The 16,933-nt window shown below is 65.3% G+C and carries 17 protein-coding genes; 10 read left to right on the top strand and 7 right to left on the bottom strand.

Annotated elements, in window-relative coordinates; translation table 11 throughout:
• Window positions 1-96: 96 nt before the first annotated feature.
• Window positions 97-834 carry an SRPBCC domain-containing protein gene (locus tag ASC68_RS19305; protein WP_055882900.1) on the bottom strand — a complete coding sequence of 246 codons (738 nt, stop codon included), beginning with the start codon at window positions 832-834 and terminating at the stop codon, window positions 97-99.
• 11 nt (window positions 835-845) lie between these two features.
• Complete coding sequence (locus ASC68_RS19300; RefSeq protein ID WP_055882898.1) at window positions 846-1,442, bottom strand: helix-turn-helix domain-containing protein; 597 nt, start codon at window positions 1,440-1,442, stop codon at window positions 846-848.
• A gap of 162 nt (window positions 1,443-1,604) precedes the next feature.
• On the opposite strand from ASC68_RS19300, the gene ASC68_RS19295 reads away from it, so the two are divergent.
• Together ASC68_RS19295 and ASC68_RS19290 are read left to right on the top strand one after the other, a co-directional pair.
• Entirely contained in the window at window positions 1,605-2,210 is a 606-nt protein-coding gene (locus tag ASC68_RS19295) for a TRAP transporter small permease subunit (protein ID WP_055882896.1), read from the top strand.
• Between the two features lie 5 nt (window positions 2,211-2,215).
• Entirely contained in the window at window positions 2,216-3,694 is a 1,479-nt protein-coding gene (locus ASC68_RS19290; RefSeq protein ID WP_055883297.1) for a TRAP transporter large permease subunit, read from the top strand.
• Window positions 3,695-3,854: 160 nt separating this feature from the next.
• On the opposite strand, the gene ASC68_RS19285 is transcribed toward ASC68_RS19290, so the two are convergent.
• Entirely contained in the window at window positions 3,855-4,958 is a 1,104-nt protein-coding gene (locus tag ASC68_RS19285; protein ID WP_055882894.1) for a TRAP transporter substrate-binding protein, read from the bottom strand.
• A 226-nt stretch (window positions 4,959-5,184) separates the two neighbouring features.
• On the opposite strand from ASC68_RS19285, the gene ASC68_RS19280 reads away from it, so the two are divergent.
• The 4 genes from ASC68_RS19280 (at window position 5,185) to ASC68_RS19265 (ending at window position 7,901) form a co-directional block, all read left to right on the top strand.
• Window positions 5,185-5,577, top strand: a complete 393-nt coding sequence (locus tag ASC68_RS19280; protein ID WP_055882892.1) for a hypothetical protein — start codon at window positions 5,185-5,187, stop codon at window positions 5,575-5,577.
• Between the two features lie 15 nt (window positions 5,578-5,592).
• Window positions 5,593-6,099, top strand: coding sequence for a sigma-70 family RNA polymerase sigma factor (locus tag ASC68_RS19275; RefSeq protein WP_055882890.1), 507 nt, complete (start codon window positions 5,593-5,595; stop codon window positions 6,097-6,099).
• Window positions 6,096-6,917, top strand: coding sequence for an anti-sigma factor (locus tag ASC68_RS19270; RefSeq protein ID WP_055882888.1), 822 nt, complete (start codon window positions 6,096-6,098; stop codon window positions 6,915-6,917). Before ASC68_RS19275 ends, ASC68_RS19270 begins: the two co-directional genes overlap by 4 nt.
• A gap of 219 nt (window positions 6,918-7,136) precedes the next feature.
• On the top strand, window positions 7,137-7,901 hold the full coding sequence (locus ASC68_RS19265; RefSeq protein ID WP_055882886.1) for an aminoacyl--tRNA ligase-related protein: 765 nt from the start codon (window positions 7,137-7,139) through the stop codon (window positions 7,899-7,901).
• A 114-nt stretch (window positions 7,902-8,015) separates the two neighbouring features.
• On the opposite strand, the gene ASC68_RS19260 is transcribed toward ASC68_RS19265, so the two are convergent.
• Window positions 8,016-9,188 (bottom strand): alpha-hydroxy acid oxidase, encoded by a 1,173-nt coding sequence (locus ASC68_RS19260; RefSeq protein WP_055882884.1) that lies wholly within the window; start codon window positions 9,186-9,188, stop codon window positions 8,016-8,018.
• Between the two features lie 242 nt (window positions 9,189-9,430).
• On the opposite strand from ASC68_RS19260, the gene ASC68_RS19255 reads away from it, so the two are divergent.
• A complete protein-coding gene (locus ASC68_RS19255) occupies window positions 9,431-9,997 on the top strand; it encodes a hypothetical protein (RefSeq protein ID WP_055882882.1) in 567 nt (188 codons plus the stop codon).
• A gap of 34 nt (window positions 9,998-10,031) precedes the next feature.
• Here the strand turns inward: ASC68_RS19255 and ASC68_RS19250 are convergent, their stop codons facing one another.
• A complete protein-coding gene (locus ASC68_RS19250) occupies window positions 10,032-10,706 on the bottom strand; it encodes an alpha/beta hydrolase (protein ID WP_055882881.1) in 675 nt (224 codons plus the stop codon).
• A gap of 125 nt (window positions 10,707-10,831) precedes the next feature.
• Between ASC68_RS19250 and ASC68_RS19245 the strand changes: the two genes are divergently transcribed.
• The gene (locus ASC68_RS19245; protein WP_055882879.1) at window positions 10,832-11,668 is read left to right on the top strand and encodes a helix-turn-helix transcriptional regulator; all 837 of its coding nucleotides are present in this window, start codon (window positions 10,832-10,834) and stop codon (window positions 11,666-11,668) included.
• Between the two features lie 48 nt (window positions 11,669-11,716).
• On the opposite strand, the gene ASC68_RS19240 is transcribed toward ASC68_RS19245, so the two are convergent.
• Window positions 11,717-14,302, bottom strand: a complete 2,586-nt coding sequence (locus ASC68_RS19240) for a heavy metal translocating P-type ATPase (RefSeq protein ID WP_055882877.1) — start codon at window positions 14,300-14,302, stop codon at window positions 11,717-11,719.
• Window positions 14,303-14,432: 130 nt separating this feature from the next.
• Here ASC68_RS19240 and cueR point away from each other — a divergent pair, with 130 nt between their 5' ends.
• The gene (cueR, locus tag ASC68_RS19235) at window positions 14,433-14,840 is read left to right on the top strand and encodes a Cu(I)-responsive transcriptional regulator (RefSeq protein ID WP_055882876.1); all 408 of its coding nucleotides are present in this window, start codon (window positions 14,433-14,435) and stop codon (window positions 14,838-14,840) included.
• Complete coding sequence (locus tag ASC68_RS19230; RefSeq protein WP_055882874.1) at window positions 14,827-15,240, top strand: GNAT family N-acetyltransferase; 414 nt, start codon at window positions 14,827-14,829, stop codon at window positions 15,238-15,240. Before cueR ends, ASC68_RS19230 begins: the two co-directional genes overlap by 14 nt.
• Before the next feature lie 199 nt (window positions 15,241-15,439).
• On the opposite strand, the gene ASC68_RS19225 is transcribed toward ASC68_RS19230, so the two are convergent.
• Window positions 15,440-16,912, bottom strand: coding sequence for an NAD-dependent succinate-semialdehyde dehydrogenase (locus ASC68_RS19225; RefSeq protein WP_055882872.1), 1,473 nt, complete (start codon window positions 16,910-16,912; stop codon window positions 15,440-15,442).
• Window positions 16,913-16,933: the final 21 nt, after the last annotated feature.

The raw sequence follows: 16,933 nt of genomic DNA, 5'->3' as shown, positions 1-16,933 counted from the left end.
GTGCCCCGCCGGTGTGGTTGGCACGATCGAAGACAGAGCCTCGGCTCTTCACCTCCCCCTTTATGGGGGAGGCCGGGAGCGGGCCGTCTCTATCCGTCAACCCACCTTCACGAACCGCTCGCCCCACCACGCCGTCCAGCGCTGCTGCAGCGCCGCGAACACCGCGTCCGACAGCCCGAACGTCGTCAGCACCGCGGTGCCGCCGCCGTTGGGTCCGCCATTCGGCGCCGGCTGGTCGGTGATCACCATGAGCCCATCGCCCCAGCCATCGACGCTCATCCCCACCTGGTGCCCCGAGTGGTGCCACACAGTACCCGCCACCCGCTCACCCACCGGCAGCTCGAATGCCGCCTTGCTGCCCGCAGCGGCGCTCCATAGCGGCTTGAGCCCCAGCGCTTCGACCGGCAGCGCCCCCGGCGCCTGCAGCTTGCCCGACAGGAACAGCGTCCGCCGTTTCGCTCCCGGGTGCCGCTCGAGATAGTGCCGCAGTTGCTGGAAGAACGTCGTCCAGCCCTCCCAGGTATCCTCGTAGAACGCATTCCAGTCGCCGGTCACCGCGCTGCTGCGCACCACGCGCAGGACCGTGCCGCCAGGCGCGGTTCTGAGCTCCATCCGGTCGGCAATCCCCTCGTGCTCGTGGATGGCAACGACCTTGTTGGCCGCATCCGCGGTGGCATGTTCGAAGAAGATGAACTGGATTTCGTCTTTCAGCGTATCGGCGTCCCAGCCGAACCAGTTGAGCATCTGCGCGGGGTCGCGCAGCGCCGCCCACACAGTCTCGATCGGCGCCGCGATGGTCATCTCGACGATAACCCGGTCCTGCTTCTCAACCATCTGCAACTCCCTCAGTTGATCTTGTCTGGCCTCTTGGCCTTGATCGCCGGGTGCCCGCCGATCAGCAGCCGGTAGCGCCGGCCCTCGGCCTTCGGCGCAAACTCTTCGGCCAGGCCCGCGACCATCGCCGTCAGCCGCTCGGCAAAGGCCTCGATATCCTGCGGCGCGGCAAAGCCGATATCCGCCTCAATGGTGAAGGTGAGCAGCCGCGTACCCTCATCTGCCGCGGCGGCCTGCATCCGCGTCACCTCACGCACCGTCTCGGCTGACCGCGCCACCAGGTGCTCGGCGGCGAACCGATCCTGCTTTTCCACCGCCGGCGGGACGCCAAAAATGGAGGGATCGACGACGAACGAACCGGCCCTGGCGACGAACAACCGCTCGGTGAAGCCGCGCCGCTGCCGCTCGCCGGCAGGCATCACCAGCCCCGCCTTCTCCAGTGCATGCAGGTGATAGCCGACCTTCTGCCGCGGCAGCTCAAGCGCCACCGCCAGCGTTGCCGCCGAACCCGGCTCGCGCAGCAGCGCCAACAGCTTCAGCCGCAGCGGCGTCATCGCCTGCCGCGCCTTGTCCGCATCCTCGAGCAATACCGCGGTGGTGTTATCCATGCACCCTGCTACAATAGACAACTTTTGTTGTCAAATGTACCAGTTCACAACAAACCGTCTGCGTGGCGGTTGACGCGACCCGCCGACACATGTTGCCTTGCGGTCTGGACTTCGCCAGCAGAGCGGGCCGGACAGGAACGAGGGCCGGGGGAACAGCTGCCTATGGCGCTGGCTTTGCGCTTTACGCGCATCATTGACGAATTGAGCCGCCAGGTCGGCCTTATCGCCATCTGGCTGGTGCTGTTCTCGGCGCTGGTCTCGGCCTTCAACGCGATTTTCCGCTATTCGATCAGCGGCATGATCTGGCTCGAGCGCAGCTATGGCGGCGGCGTGTTCGGTGGCCTGGTGTGGTTCTACACCCAGTATTCCAACGTCCTCAGCGAGTCGGTCTGGTACATGTTCGGCGGCATGGTGATGCTGGGCGGCGCCTGGACGCTGAAGCTCAACGAACACGTACGCGTCGACCTGTTCTATGGCGCCATCAGTGAGCGGGCGCGAACCTGGATCGACCTGCTCGGCGGGCTGTTCTTCCTGCTGCCGCTCTGCATCCTCCTGATCTGGTTCACCTGGCCGTGGTTCCTGCAGGCCTGGACGCAGAACATCATGTCCAACGCCGCCGGTGGCCTGCCACGCTGGCCGGTGCGGTTGATGCTGCCGCTCGGCTTCGGTGTGCTGCTGCTGCAGGGCATCGCCGAGATCATCAAGTGCATCGCCGCGCTCACCACGGATTATGTCCGCGAGTTCGCCTACGAGAAGCCGCTGCAATGATCGACATGATCCGCGAAAACATGGCGCCGATCATGTTCGGCGGGCTGGTGGTGTTTCTCATCATCGGTTACCCAGCCGCCTTCTCGCTCGCGGCGATCGGCCTCTTTTCCGGCCTCGTCGCCATCGAGCTCGGGCTGATCGCGCCGAACTTCCTCGGCAACCTCACCTACCAGCTCTACGGCGTGCTCAGTAACGAGCTGCTGCTGGCCATCCCATTCTTCACCTTCATGGGGGTGATCCTCGAGAAATCCGGCCTCGCCGAGGATCTGCTCGATGGTTTTGGCCAGCTGTTCGGCGGCATTCGCGGCGGGCTGAGCTACGCGGTGATCATCGTCGGCGCCATTCTCGGCGCCATCACCGGCACCGTCGCCGCCTCTGTGATCGCCATGGGGCTGATCTCGCTGCCGGTGATGATGCGCTACGGCTACAATGTGCGCCACGCCACCGGCGTCATCGCCGCATCCGGCACCATCACCCAGCTGATTCCGCCTTCACTGGTGCTGATCGTCCTCGCCGATCAGCTGCAGCGCTCGCCGGGCGAAATGTATATCGGCGCCACCGGCGCCTCGATCGTCCAGGTCCTCTTATTCATGGGCTGGGTGTTCATCCTGTCGATCTTCCGCCCCGAGGATGTGCCGGCCCTGCCCCCCGAGGCCCGCACCCTGCGCGGCTGGCCATTGTGGAAGAAGATCATCCGCGGCACGGTGCCGAGCCTGGCGCTGATCTTCATCGTGCTCGGCACCATCTTGCTCGGTCTTGTCACCCCCACCGAAGCGGGCGCCATGGGCGTCGTCGGCGCCATCCTCCTCGCCTGGTTCAACCGCCGGCTGAGCTGGGGGCTGATGTGGGAGGGCATGAACTCGACCATGCGGCTCACCGCTATGGTGGTGTTCATCCTGTTGGGCGCCCGCGTCTTCAGCCTCGTCTTCCAGGGCGTCGGCGGCGGTCACTGGATCGAGCACCTGCTCTCTCACCTGCCCGGCGGCGTGGTCGGCTTCCTGATCTTCGTCAACATCTTCATTTTCGTGTTGGCGTTCTTCCTCGATTTCTTCGAGATCGCCTTCATCGTCATCCCGCTGCTGGCGCCGGTCGCCGAAGCCATGGGGATCAACCTGGTCTGGTTCGGCGTGATGATCTGCGCCAACATGCAGACCAGCTTCATGCACCCGCCCTTCGGCTTCGCGCTGTTCTACCTGCGCGGCATCGTCCCCCGCGACAAGGTCAAAACCCGTGACATCTATATGGGCGCCATCCCCTGGCTGATCTTGCAGCTGATCCTCGTCGGCATCCTCATCGCCTTCCCCGAGCTGGTGACCTTCTTCCTCGATAAGCCATCGGAGGTCGACCTCAACACGGTCGAGATCGTGCTGCCGTCGAGCGGCGGCGGCGCAACCCCCGCCCCGAGCTTCGAGGCGCAGCCTCCACCCTCGTTCGGGGCGCCAGCGCCAGCGTACGAAGCCCCGCCTCCGCCGAGCTTCAACTGACCCCGGTCTGGCCTCTCCCACCGGGTCATTCCCGCGAAAGCGGGAACCTCCGTTTGCGATGCGAGCCCCAAAAAACAGAGATCCCCGCTTTCGCGGGGATGACTACTGAACGGCCGGGTGGACGGAGGCGGCGGAACGAACCGCCGCCCCGGTGCCAACCTTACAGTGCGTTGTTGCGCTGCTGCGCCTGCAGGAACGCGTCGAAGTTGAGCTCGGCAACCTGGTTCCACAGGTAGTGGTCCTTGCGGAACGCCTTGATCGAGTCCCAGATCTTCTTGAAGTTCGGGCTCGATGCCTCGAACTCGGCATAGGCCTCGGTCGACGCCTTGAAGGCCGCTTCCATGATTGCCGGGCTGAACGGTTTGAGCTGCGCCCCGGCCGCCACCAGCTGCTTCAGCGCAGTGGGGTTCACATAGTCGTACTTGGCCAGCATGTCGTTGCTCGTCGCCTGGCAGGCGGTCTTCAGCAGTGACTGGTAGGCCGGCGGCAGTTCTTCGAACTTTGCCTTGCCGATCAACGCATGCACGGTCGGGCCACCTTCCCACCAGCCCGGATAGTAGTAGTACGGCGCGACCTTCTGGAAACCGAGCTTCTCGTCGTCATAGGGCCCCACCCACTCGGCCGCATCGAGGGTGCCCTTCTCCAGCGCGTTGTAGATTTCGCCACCCGGCATCGGCGTCGGAATCACGCCGAGCTTGCTCATGATCGCCCCGGCAAAGCCGATACGCATCTTGAGGCCCTGCAGGTCCGCGATCGAGTTGATCTCCTTGCGGAACCAGCCACCCATCTGCGCGGCGGTATTGCCGCACGGAAAGCCGACGATGTTGTAGTTGGCGAAGAACTCGTTCGACAGATCCAATCCGCCGCCGTGATAGTACCAGGCGCTCATGCCACGCGCATTGAGCGAGAACGGGATGGCGGCCAGTGCCGCCCAGGCGACGTCCTTGCCGGAGAAATAATACCCGACGGTGTGGGCCATCTCGACCGTACCGGCCGAAACCGCATCCACCACTTCGAACGGCGGCACGATTTCGCCGGCGGCGAACACATCGATGGTGAAATTCCCGTCGGTCGCCTCGCTCACATATTTCGCCAGCGTTTCGCCGCCGCCATAGATGGTGTCGAGTCCCTTGGGGAACGACGACGCCAACCGCCAGCTTACCTTGGGCTGGCTCTGCGCCAGCGCTGGCGCGGCGAGGGTTGTCGCTGCTGCGGCACTGGCGGTGATCGCGGTGGCCGACTTGAAGAATTCACGCCTCTTCATTCAGGTAGTCCTCCTTGGCTGTTGCCTGGCCGTCCCATCCGGCCTTGTGCGTAGATGAACAGGCGTTACTGCGGCTGTCCACCCGCCGCGAACCTCGACGCTGTGGCAGCGTGATCAAATTCCTCACAAAATCGTTCGGCCGCGGGAATAAACCCCGAGCTGCGGTGTTGGAGACAATGAGGCGCGGCCTAATGCCCGTGCCCGAAAAGCCCAACGGAGGGACATCATGAAACTTGCAGTCACGCTCGGCGCTGCCGCGCTCGCCCTGTTCGCCACTGCCGCCATCGCCGAGGATTATGTCGGTGGCGCCATCAAGACGATGGAGATCGGCGGCAAGGAAGTGCTGGTCGGCGCCAACGACATGACGCTCTACACCTTCGACAAGGACGCTGTCGGCGTCACCAACTGCTATGACAAGTGCGCCGAGAACTGGCCGCCGCTGATCGCTGATGCCGGCGCTAAGCCCGAGGGCGATTTCACCCTGGTTGACCGCACCGACGGCTCCAAGATGTGGGCCTACAAGGGCTGGCCGCTCTACTTCTGGGTGAAGGACGAGAAGCCTGGCGACACCACCGGCGACATGGTTGGCGAGGTCTGGCACACTGCCGTCGAAAAGTAAGCCGGCCAGAGCCACATGGACTTCCTGGATGAGATCGAGGCGACGGTTCCGGCGTTGCGCCGCTATGCGCGCGCGCTGACGCGCAACGCCGACCGCGCCGACGACCTCGTCCAGGATTGCCTCGAACGGGCGATCCGCAAGCGGAGCCTGTTCGCCCCGACCGGACCGCTGCAGGCCTGGCTGTTCCGCATCCTGATCAACCTCTGGCGCAACGACCTTCGCTTCGAGCGCCGCCGTGGAGAGCACGTTCCCATCGACAGCCTTGTTTCCGAACCCGCGGTGCCTCCGGCCCAGCCGGGCCGTATCGCCCTCGCCGAAATGTCCCGCGCCATCGACCGCCTGCCTGACGACCAGCGCGAGGCGCTGCTGCTGGTCGTGCTTGAAGGCATGAGCTACCAGGACGCCGCCGATGTCCTCGGCATTCCCGCCGGCACGTTGATGTCACGCCTCGGCCGCGCCCGGGCGGCGCTCCGCGCATTGACCGGCAGCGGCGAGGAACCCAGATTGAGGTCGGTCAAATGACGAACCTCGCCCCAATTTCCGAAACTGACCTGCACGCCTTTGTCGATGGCCAGCTGCCGCCGGAGCGTGCCGCCGAGGTCGAGGCCTGGCTCGCTGCCCATCCCGACAAGGCCGCCGAACTGGTCAACTGGCAGCGCCAGAACGAGGCGCTGACCGCGCTGTTCGGCAGCACGGCCGACGAGACCGTGCCATCGCGGCTCGACCCGCATCTGATCGCCCGCTCACCCGCCGCTACCCGCAGCTTCGGCTGGGCGCAGGCCGCCGCCGCGGCGGTGGTGACGCTGGCGCTGGGCGGCGCCCTCGGCTGGGCCGGCCGCGACTATTTCAGCCCGCCGCCGCGCCAGGAGCTGATCGCCTCGGCGGTCTCGGCGCACGCCCTCTACGTCAAGGAAAACCGCCACGCCGTCGAAGTCGCCGCCGCCGACAAGGAACACCTCGTCTCGTGGCTGTCCAACCGCGTCGAGCGCCCGATCAACCCACCCGACCTTGCCGCCGACGGTTTCACCCTGGTCGGCGGCCGGCTGCTGCCCGGCTATGGCGCAGAGCCCACCGGCCCCGCCGCGCAACTGATGTACGAGAACGCCGCACAGGAGCGGGTCACCGTCTACATCACCGCCGCCTTGCCCGACCGCCGCACCGACAAGGAGTTCACGGCGCGCGACAATCTCGACGCCTTCTACTGGGCCAACGACAAGATCACCTGCACGGTCGTCGGTGATCTGCCCGAAGTGCAGATGCAGGCGGTGGCAAAGAAGGTGTACCAGCAGCTCACCTGGCGTCCGGACGGCGCGCCGGGCGGTGCCTGGGGCGGCGTCTGACGCGGGCGCTTGCGCCGCGGCACACGCTCGCATAGGTTCGCGCCCATGTTCCAGTCTGCGAACATTGCTGCATCCATCGTTCCGGCCGCGCTCCGTGGCGCCGGTCGTCGAGGTATGGGCGTCTTCGGCTAGACGCGGGGGTTCGGCATGCGCCGTCTCCGCCCGCCGGAGACGTAAAGCCCGAACCACATCCCCACACCGCTAGAACGAGAGAGCAGCATGCTTTCCCTTTATGACGCCAACGGGCTCGTCCACTGGAACGAGCGCGAAATCCGCCTGCGCGACAGCGCCATCTCCTACATTTCGGCCGAGGTCACCGTGCTCCTCCGCTCGATCAACCCCGCCTGGGATATCCGGCGCGTCGAAGCGCCGATCCTGACGCCGCGCGAACTGATCTCATCGGCCTACGGCCCGGACGATATCTACGTGCCGCAGCGCAGTTCCGACACCGAGCGCGAACTGGTGCTTCGGCCGGAGACCACGCCCTCGACCTATGTCTACATGACGCACCAGCTCAACACTCACGCCAAAACCCGGCTGCCGTTCTGCGTCTGGCAGGCCGGCAAGTCGTTCCGCCGCGAGCAGGACCAATCGACCCGGCACGTCCGGCTCAAGGAGTTCTGGCAGATGGAGTTCCAGTGCGCCTATGCCGCCGATACCGCCAACGACTACCACACCGCGGTGCTCGAACCGGTGCGCCGGATGATCGCCGCGGTGACCCGCCTGCCGACCCGTATCGTGCCGTCTGACCGGCTGCCGGCCTATTCCGAGATCACCATGGATATCGAGGTGGACAATGGCGACAAATGGATGGAGGTCACCTCCATCTCCCGCCGCACCGATTTCCCGCAGAAGGCTGTGGTCACCGGCAAGAACGGGACGCGCGAGATCGACGTGCTGGTGGTCGAAATCGCCATCGGCCTCGATCGTTGCATCTACAACTGGTCAATCGCCGACGAGCGCGAAGCGGCTCTTACCGCCTGATGCAGGATGGGCGGGGAGCAGCGATCCCCGCCTACCACTGCTCCCCTCCCCCTTGAGGGATGCGACAGCGTCGGCCCCGTGCATCGCAATCGTGCGGTGATTATCCCCGCCAGCTCAGTAGCCCTGCCGCTTCTGCAGGTCGTTCGAGTAGATATTGTGGAGCCCGATATTCCTGACGTCGCGCTCGCCCATCAGGGCCATGGTGACGTCCATCTCCTTGTTGATGATCTGCAGCGCCCGGGTGACGCCCGCCTCGCCGCCGGCGCCCAGCCCGAAGGCCATGGCGCGGCCGACAAAGGTGCCCTTGGCGCCGAGCGCCAGCGCCTTCAGCACGTCCTGACCGGAGCGGATGCCCGAATCCATCAGCACTTCGGTGCGGTTGCCCACCGCATCGACGATCTCGGGCAGCACCCGGATGGTCGAGGGCGCGCTGTCGAGCTGCCGCCCGCCATGGTTGGAGACGATGATGCCGTCGGCGCCATTCTCCACCGCCAGCCGGGCATCCTCGGCATCGAGGATGCCCTTGACGATCACCGGACCGCCGAAGCGCTTCTTGATCCAGGCGATGTCCTTCCAGTTCAGCGTCAGGTCGAACTGCGTCGCCGTCCACTGGCTGAGCGAGGCAAGGTCCACCGCCTCGGTGACGTGGCCGGCAATATTGCGGAAGGTGCGGCGTTTGGTGCCCAGCATGCCCAAGGCCCAGGCCGGCTTGGTGGCGATCTCGAACAGGAATTTCGGGGTGATCGGCGGCGGCGCCTTCAGCCCGTTGCGGATATCCTTGTGGCGCTGCCCAAGAATCTGCAGGTCCATCGTCAACACCAGCACCGGGCACTTGGCCGCCTTGGCGCGGTCGATCAGCCGTTCGATGAACGGCTTGTCGCGCATCACGTAGAGCTGGAACCAGAACGGCTTGGTGGTGTTCTCGGCCACGTCCTCGATCGAGCAGATCGCCATGGTCGAGAGGGTGAACGGGATGCCGAACTTCTCCGCCGCCCGCGCCGCCTTGATCTCGCCGTCGGCCGACTGCATGCCGGTCGACCCCACCGGGGCGATCGCCACCGGCATCGACACCGGCTGGCCCATCATCGTCGTCGCGAGGTTACGGTTCTCGAGATTGACCGCCACGCGCTGCCTGAGCTTGATCTTTTCGAAGTCGGTGGTGTTGTCGCGATAGGTGCTCTCGGTCCACGACCCCGAGTCCGCGTAGTCGAAAAACATCTTGGGCACGCGGCGCTTCGCGGCCTTCATCAGGTCTTCGATGGTGAGATACTTGTCGAGATTGGCCATGTGCGCCCCGGAGAAACCTTGGCGCTTTCTAGTTCTCTGACATGTCAGTGGTCAATGCGACGTTGGACGTTCATTCGGAACCAGGCGTTGAACCAACGCAAATCCGGCGCGGGCTGACCCCCTACCGCGTCCCTACGGGGGGAGGGGACAGGGGTGGGGGTCAGCTCGCACCAGCTCCGCGGCGTTCATCACCGCTTCATCCTCGGCCGCGCACGTTCGCCGCCTTCAACGGAGAGACTCCCATGCGCATCGCCACCCTTGCCGCATTATCCGCCATCGCCTTCACCGCTCCCGCCCAGGCCGACTGCCTCGCCGACCTGAAATCGGTCCTCACCGGCTCGCTCACCGGCGGCCCCTATGTGATGGAACTCGTTTCCGACGATATGACCATGACTGCCGAAGTCGTACCCCCGGCGTCGATCCACGCCACCACCCATATCGGTGGCGCGACGCAGGAAATGACCGTGCATGACGGCAAGGCCTGGATGCAGATGGGCGGCGCCTGGACAGCAATGCCCGACAGCATGGCCGCCCAGATGACGGCCGGCATCAGCGGCGCCGCCGGGATGATCGACCAGGTGGCAGGCGCCGAATGCCTCGGAAGCCAGAATTTCGAGGGCAAGGACTACCTCGCCTTCAAGTACGACTTCGCCATGGCCGGCGTCGAAAGTTCATCGACGCTTTATGCTGACCCGGCCACCAAACTGCCGCTGCTGATTCTCGGCACCTCGACCGCCGCCGGCAAGACCACCGCCACCCGGGCCACCTACCGCTACGACCCGAGCGTGACGGTTTCCGCTCCGATGTGAGTTGGGAGACGCAAGCGGTCGGCGGGCGCCGTAATCACTGCATCGCGTTGAGCGTTGTCAGGATGGCCAGGAACTGCTCTGGGGCCGCGGCGATGACGTTATGCCGAACTGGCAACTCCTCGATCCGCCAGTCCGGCAGTTTCCTCAGGCGAGCAACGGTCGGCGGGAATGGGCTGTCGCTCCAGCCGGTCGCATAGACGAAGAGCTTTTCACGAACCTCCTGCCACCGCCCGGTCAGATGGATGGTCTGGAGAAACGACGCCAAAGGGTGTGGCCGGCAGCGGACGTCCATGCCCGCTGGCGGGCTAACGCCGAAGCCGTCGCCGTCGGCTCCTTCGATGGCGATGGTTCGGAAATAGTCGTTCATCAGCCGCCACCAGGAGTCACCGTCCTCCGGCACCAGCGCGTCGATATAGACGAGCGCCGATATGCGCTCGGCCAGCCGATCCGCCACGCCTGTGATCACCATCCCGCCGTAACTGTGCGCGCAGAGAACCACATTCGAGAGGTCCTCGAATTCAACGACGTTCGTCACGTCCTCGATGTGCGTGTCCAGGTTTGGCCGCATGACCGCCAGGTGCGATCTCTCACCCAGTCCCGTGAGGGTTGGCGTGAAGACGTCATGCCCGAGAGCGCGCAACCTGCGTGCGAAGGGCGAAAGTTCGCATCCGCCATGCCAGCCGCCCGGCACAATGACCACGTTTGCCATGAGTTACCTCTCGATCGACCAAGCCCGCGGGGGCGCCGCCAAACGTGTAGCGCCTTTCGCGGCACATGAATTTCGATATAATGGCAATTCATTATTGAAAACGGTCAAATGCGTGACGGTTAAACATGCGGCAGGCGCTTCAATACCCATGGACGGACCTGGACGTAGACCGGATCTCCGCCCCGGCAGTGTCGGTGCGGATCGACGTCGGCGAGGCGAGAGCGGAAGTACCCGAGCATCAGCACCGCAAGGGGCAGTTGGTTTTCGCGCTGGCGGGTGGGGTCACGTGCCGCATTCCGAATGGCCTCTGGATGGTGCCACCACATTGCGCGGTGTGGATACCCGGCAGTCTTCCACACAGCAACATCGCGACCGCCAATGCCAGGCTCTTCTTCGTGTACCTGGAGCCCGGTGCGGTCGAGCTCCCAGACCAATGCTGCACCCTCTCAATTTCGCCACTGCTGCGCGAACTGATCATTGAACTTGCCGACCGCGAGAACGCGAACGAAATCGATGATCTGCTGATCAAGGTCCTCCTGGCCCAATTGCCGCTGATGCCCGTGCAACAGCTGCATCTGCCGGTGTCCGCAGAGCCACGTCTCGCCACCATAGTGAACGCACTTGCAGCCAATCCCGCCGACCGCGCGACGTTGGGCGTCTGGGCTGGGCGCGTGGCGATGAGCGAGAGCAGCCTCAGCCGCCTGGTGGTTCAGGAGACAGGATTGACCTTCGGTCGCTGGCGGCAGCAGCTGCATCTGATTGTCGCGATACGCGAATTGTCCGACGGCGTGACGGTTCAGCAGGTCTCGGCTGATCTCGGCTACGCGTCGGTCGCATCCTTCATCACCATGTTCAAGAAGGCGCTCGGCAAACCGCCGGCCAAGTACCTCAGCAGCATTGCTCATGAGAGCGGCTCGCGCGGGTCGCCGTCGAGGCGTGGGCAGGCTGTGGGGGTGATCTGAGAGTCCCCGCGGAGACGGCTTTTGGCCGTCTCCCGTCCGTGGCCGACGCTACAACTTCACCGAGTTCAGCCGCAGCGCGTTGGCGATGACGCTCACCGAGCTCAGCGCCATGGCCGCCGCAGCGAGCATTGGCGAGAGCAGCCAGCCGGTCAGCGGGTAGAGCACGCCCGCCGCCACCGGAATGCCCAGCGCGTTGTAGCCGAAGGCGAACAGCAGGTTCAGCTTGATATTGCTGAGCGTCGCCTTGGAAAGCTTGCGCGCCTTGACGATGCCGTTGAGCTCGCCCTTCAAGAGCGTGATACCGGCGCTTTCGATCGCCACATCCGCCCCGGTGCCCATTGCCACCCCGACATCGGCTGCCGCCAGCGCCGGCGCATCGTTGACGCCGTCACCGGCGAACGCCACCGACTTGCCCTTGGCCTTCAGGCTCTCGATCAGCGTGTGCTTGTCCTCGGGCGCCATGCCCGCCTGTACCTCGCTGAGGCCGAGCTCGCGCCCCACCGCTTCGGCGGTGCCCCTGGCATCGCCCGTCGCCATCACCATCGCCACGCCATCGGCCCGCAGCGCCGCGATCGCTTCCTTTGCCCCCGCTTTGATCGGGTCCGACACCGTCACCACGCCGATCGCCACCCCATCATGGGCGACGAGGATCGCCGTCTTGCCCGAGCCAGCCTGCTGCTCGAGCAGCCCCGCCAGCTTGTCGTCGACGGTGATGTTCTGCTCCTTGAACAGCTTGAGGTTGCCGAGCAGCGCCGGCTTGCCGCCGACCATTCCCTTGATGCCGCGCCCGGTGAGCGAGGTGAAGCCTTCGGCCTCGTAGACCCGCGCGCCCCGCACCTCGGCGCCCTTGACCACCGCTGTGCCGATCGGGTGCTCCGAGTGCTTTTCGAGCGCCGCGGCGACAGCCAGCACGAAGCCTTCGTCGACGCCCTTCACCGGGATCACCTGGTCGAGCGTCGGCTTCCCCTCGGTGAGCGTGCCGGTCTTGTCGACGATCAGCGTATCGACCCGGGCAAAGCCCTCGAGCGCCTTGGCATCCTTCACCAAGACGCCGGCATGCGCGCCGCGCCCGGTCGCCACCATGATCGAGATCGGCGTCGCGAGACCCAGCGCACAGGGACAGGCGATGATCAGCACCGAGATCGCCGCGACGATCGCCTCGGCGAGGCCAGGGCCCCAGATCATCCACGCCGCGAACGCGGCAATAGCGATCACCACCACCAGGGGCACGAACCAGTTCGCCACCTTGTCGGCCAGCGCCTGAATCGGAGCGCGGCTGCGCTGCGCCTTGCCCACCAGCTCGACGATCTGGCTGAGCCGGGTTTCCGAACCGACCCGCAGCGCCTGCATGACGAAGCTGCCCTCGCCATTCAGCGTACCGCCGGTCACCGGCTCGCCCTTCAGCTTTTCCACCGGCACCGGCTCGCCGGTCAGCATCGATTCATCGACGAACGACTGCCCTTCGAGCACCTCGCCATCGACCGGCACCGCCTCGCCCGGCCGCACCCGCAGCCAGTCACCGGCCCGCACCTCTTCGATCGGCACTTCGATATCCCTGCCCTGCCACACCTTGCGCGCCGTCTTCGGCGCGAGGTTGAGCAATGCCCGGATCGCCTTGCCGGTGGCGTCGCGGGCCCTGAGCTCCAGCACCTGGCCGACGAACACCAGCGCCACGATCACCGCCGCCGCTTCGAAATACACCGGCGGCACGCCGTTCATATGCGTCATGCTCATCGGGAACAGCTGCGGGAACAGCACCGCCACCACCGAGAACAGGTAGGCCGCGCCCACTCCGAGCCCGATCAACGTCCACATATTGGGCGAGCGGTTCTTGAGCGAGTTCCAGAAGCGCCGGAAGAACGGCCAGGCCGCCCACAGCACCACCGGCGTGGCCAATGCCATTTCGATCCAGGTGGCCAGCGGCTCGCCGATCCACTCGCGCACCGGCAGGCCGACCATGCCGCCCATCGAGATGATGAGGATCGGGATCGACAGCCCGGCGCTCACCCATAGCCGGCGGGTGAAATCGACGAGTTCGGGGTTCGGGCCGTCATCGAGCGAGGCCACCATCGGCTCGAGCGCCATGCCACAGATCGGGCAATCGCCCGGGCCGTCCTTGACGATCTCCGGATGCATCGGGCAGGTCCACTTGGTCCCTGCCGCGACGGTCGACGGGTCGACCGGCGGCGCGCCATGCGAGTGGCCGTGGTGGCTGTGGTCGTGGCCCGCATGATCGTGTCCACCCTTCGCGGCGGTGCCGTGATCATGCCCATGCCCATCCCCGCAGCCGCAGGCGTCGTCCTTCGGTGCATTGAGGTATTTCTGCGGCTCGGCTTCGAACTTGCTGAGGCACCCGGCGCTGCAGAAATAGTAGCGCGTCCCCTCGTGCTTCAGCATGTGTTTGGCGGTCGTCCGATCCACCTGCATGCCGCAGACCGGGTCGGTCGCCGTCAGGTACTTTGCCGGCTCCGCCTCGAACTTGGCCTTGCAGCCGCCACTGCAGAAGCCGATCTCGCGGCCCTCATGCATGGTGCGGTGCGGTGTCTTGGCCATATCGACGGTCATGCCGCAGACCGGGTCGCGACTGACCGCGCCCCCTGACCCGTGCGAATGCTTGTGTTCAGCGTGATCCATGCTCGGCTCCTGTAGAACGTCTCCCGGCGGCTGAGCCCGGCGGAGACGCGACAAACGAAATCGTACTGGGCCCTGTTCTGCACCTTCCCATCATGGTAAGGTCAAGCACATTGTTCAGATAGGTGTTCCCATGCAGATCGGCGAGGCCTCCCGGCTCACCGGCGTATCGGCCAAGATGATCCGTCACTACGAATCCATCGGCCTCATTCCCAATGCCGACCGGCGCGACAGCAATTATCGCGATTACGGCCATCATGACATCCACCGTCTCGGTTTCATCCGCCGCGCTCGCGACCTCGGCTTCTCGATGGACGAAATCCGCGATCTGCTCCGCCTCTGGGGCGATACGCAGCGCTCGAGCGCCGACGTCAAGGCGCTGACCCAGAGCCACATCGCCGAACTCGACCAGAAGATCCGGCTGCTCGGCGAGATGCGCCACACCCTCGCCACCCTCGCCGATGCCTGCGATGGCGATCACCGTCCCGATTGCCCGATCATCGAAGGCCTCGCCGGAACGGAACTGCATGCAGGAAACTAAAGACAACACTGGCATCGAGATCGCCTACCGGCTCGATCCGTTCCCGAGCGAGGAAGAACTGGCCCCGCTGTGGCGCGCCGCCTGGGGCGACGACTGGGGCGGCGACCTCGCCTTCATCCTTACCCGCAGCCTCACCCACGCCTGCGCTTATGCCGGTACCCGCATGGTCGGCTACGTCAATGTCGCCTGGGACGGCGGCGTCCACGCTTTCCTGCTCGATACGACTGTGGACCCCGCTTTCCAGCGCCGCGGCATTGCCAAGGAGCTGGTGCGGCAGGTGGCCGACGCCGCCCGCGAGCGCGGCGCGCATTGGCTGCATGTCGATTATGAGGAGAAGCTGGATGGGTTCTACAAGGCGTGCGGGTTCAGGCCGACCGCGGCGGGGTTGATCAGGCTTTAGCCTCTGGCCCCGTGCGGGTGGCCACCCCCACCCAGCTCCGCTAAGGCTCCGCCTAGCTGCGCTACCCTCCCCACAAGGGGGAGGGAGACGACAGAGCCGAAGCCTGCAGTCGGGTCTCCCTCCCCTTGATGGGGAGGGTAGTGGAGCTTGGCAGCTTGCTGCCTAGCGAAACTGGGTGGGGTGGGGCCAATGCACCGCCTCAAACACTCAGGCAAAGATACTTGATGTCGAGATAGTCCTCGATGCCGTACTTCGATCCCTCGCGCCCATGCCCCGATTGCTTCACGCCGCCGAACGGCGCCACCTCGGTGGAGATCAGCCCGGTATTGATCCCGACCATGCCGTAATCGAGCGCCTCGGCCACCTCGAACACCCGGCCAAGGTCGCGCGCATAGAAGTATGACGCGAGCCCGAACTCGGTAGCGTTGGCGAGCCGGATCACCTCCTCCACCGTCTCGAAACGGAACAGCGGCGCCAGAGGCCCGAACGTCTCTTCGCGTGCCAGCATCATGTCGGCGGTCGCGTCGGCGACGATGGTCGGCTCGAAGAACAACCCCTCCTTGCGCTTGCCACCAACCAGCAGCCGGCCGCCCTTGCGTAGCGCGTCGGTGAGGTGCCGCTCCACCTTCTCCACCGCCTTCTCGTCGATCAGCGGCCCGGTGGTGATCCCCTCGCCAAAGCCGTCGCCCACCCTCAGCTTTTCCACTGCAGCGGTGAGCTTTTCGGCGAACGCATCGTAGACGCCGGCCTGCACATAGATGCGGTTGGCGCAGACGCAGGTCTGCCCGTTATTGCGGTACTTCGAGATCATCGCGCCCTCGACCGCCGCATCCAGATCAGCATCATCGAACACGATGAACGGCGCATTGCCGCCGAGCTCGAGGCTCAGCCGCTTGATCTGGTCGGCTCCTTGCCGCATCAGGATGCGGCCGACCTCGGTCGAGCCAGTAAAACTCAGCTTCCTGACCACCTCGTTCGAGCAGAACTCCTTGCCCAGATCCGACGAATGGGTCGACGGCAACAGGTTGAACAGCCCGGCGGGCAGCCCGGCCCGCTCGGCCAACACGCCAATGGCGATGGCGGAAAGCGGCGTTTCCGCTGCCGGCTTCGACACCACCGCACACCCGGCCGCCAATGCGGGAGCCACCTTGCGGGCAAGCATGGCGTTGGGGAAGTTCCACGGCGTGATCGTCGCGACCACCCCCACCGGCTGCTTGATCACGATGATCCGCTTGTCTTCCTGGTGCCCGGGAATGGTGTCGCCATAGACCCGCTTGGCTTCCTCGCCAAACCACTCGACATAGGCGGCGCCATAGAGCACCTCGCCCTTGGCCTCGGGCACCGGCTTACCCTGCTCGGCGGTCATGATCGCCGCCAGATCGTCGGCGTTCTCGACCATCAACTCATGCAGCTTGCGCAGCACGGCGGCGCGCGCCTTGCCGGTCTGCTTCGCCCAGGCCTGCTGCGCCGTCTCGGCTGCGGTAATCGCGAGCTTGGCTTCCGCCACGCCGCAGTTCGGCAGCACCGCCAGCACCGCGCCGGTCGAGGGGTTAGTCACTTCGAAAGTTGTGCCGTTTTCTGCCGTCTCGAGCCAGCGCCCGCCGATAAAGGCGGCGGCCTGCAGCAGCGAGGGATCCTTGAGGCGGGTGTTGAGCGCATCGGTGATCGGCATCGGTATTCTCCTTGAGGCGGA

The sequence above is a fragment of the Devosia sp. Root105 genome (assembly GCF_001424865.1).
Lineage (GTDB): Bacteria > Pseudomonadota > Alphaproteobacteria > Rhizobiales > Devosiaceae > Devosia_A.
Note: the sequence above shows the minus strand (reverse complement) of the source record. Positions and strands in the feature narration are given on the sequence as shown.

Bases quoted from the DNA above. Each gene is read 5' to 3' on its own strand.
- ASC68_RS19305 (WP_055882900.1), bottom strand. From the start codon at position 834: ATGGTTGAGAAGCAGGACCGGGTTATCGTCGAGATGACCATCGCGGCG.
- ASC68_RS19300 (WP_055882898.1), bottom strand. From the start codon at position 1,442: ATGGATAACACCACCGCGGTATTGCTCGAGGATGCGGACAAGGCGCGG.
- ASC68_RS19295 (WP_055882896.1), top strand. From the start codon at position 1,605: ATGGCGCTGGCTTTGCGCTTTACGCGCATCATTGACGAATTGAGCCGC.
- ASC68_RS19290 (WP_055883297.1), top strand. From the start codon at position 2,216: ATGATCCGCGAAAACATGGCGCCGATCATGTTCGGCGGGCTGGTGGTG.
- ASC68_RS19285 (WP_055882894.1), bottom strand. From the start codon at position 4,958: ATGAAGAGGCGTGAATTCTTCAAGTCGGCCACCGCGATCACCGCCAGT.
- ASC68_RS19280 (WP_055882892.1), top strand. From the start codon at position 5,185: ATGAAACTTGCAGTCACGCTCGGCGCTGCCGCGCTCGCCCTGTTCGCC.
- ASC68_RS19275 (WP_055882890.1), top strand. From the start codon at position 5,593: ATGGACTTCCTGGATGAGATCGAGGCGACGGTTCCGGCGTTGCGCCGC.
- ASC68_RS19270 (WP_055882888.1), top strand. From the start codon at position 6,096: ATGACGAACCTCGCCCCAATTTCCGAAACTGACCTGCACGCCTTTGTC.
- ASC68_RS19265 (WP_055882886.1), top strand. From the start codon at position 7,137: ATGCTTTCCCTTTATGACGCCAACGGGCTCGTCCACTGGAACGAGCGC.
- ASC68_RS19260 (WP_055882884.1), bottom strand. From the start codon at position 9,188: ATGGCCAATCTCGACAAGTATCTCACCATCGAAGACCTGATGAAGGCC.
- ASC68_RS19255 (WP_055882882.1), top strand. From the start codon at position 9,431: ATGCGCATCGCCACCCTTGCCGCATTATCCGCCATCGCCTTCACCGCT.
- ASC68_RS19250 (WP_055882881.1), bottom strand. From the start codon at position 10,706: ATGGCAAACGTGGTCATTGTGCCGGGCGGCTGGCATGGCGGATGCGAA.
- ASC68_RS19245 (WP_055882879.1), top strand. From the start codon at position 10,832: ATGCGGCAGGCGCTTCAATACCCATGGACGGACCTGGACGTAGACCGG.
- ASC68_RS19240 (WP_055882877.1), bottom strand. From the start codon at position 14,302: ATGGATCACGCTGAACACAAGCATTCGCACGGGTCAGGGGGCGCGGTC.
- cueR (WP_055882876.1), top strand. From the start codon at position 14,433: ATGCAGATCGGCGAGGCCTCCCGGCTCACCGGCGTATCGGCCAAGATG.
- ASC68_RS19230 (WP_055882874.1), top strand. From the start codon at position 14,827: ATGCAGGAAACTAAAGACAACACTGGCATCGAGATCGCCTACCGGCTC.
- ASC68_RS19225 (WP_055882872.1), bottom strand. From the start codon at position 16,912: ATGCCGATCACCGATGCGCTCAACACCCGCCTCAAGGATCCCTCGCTG.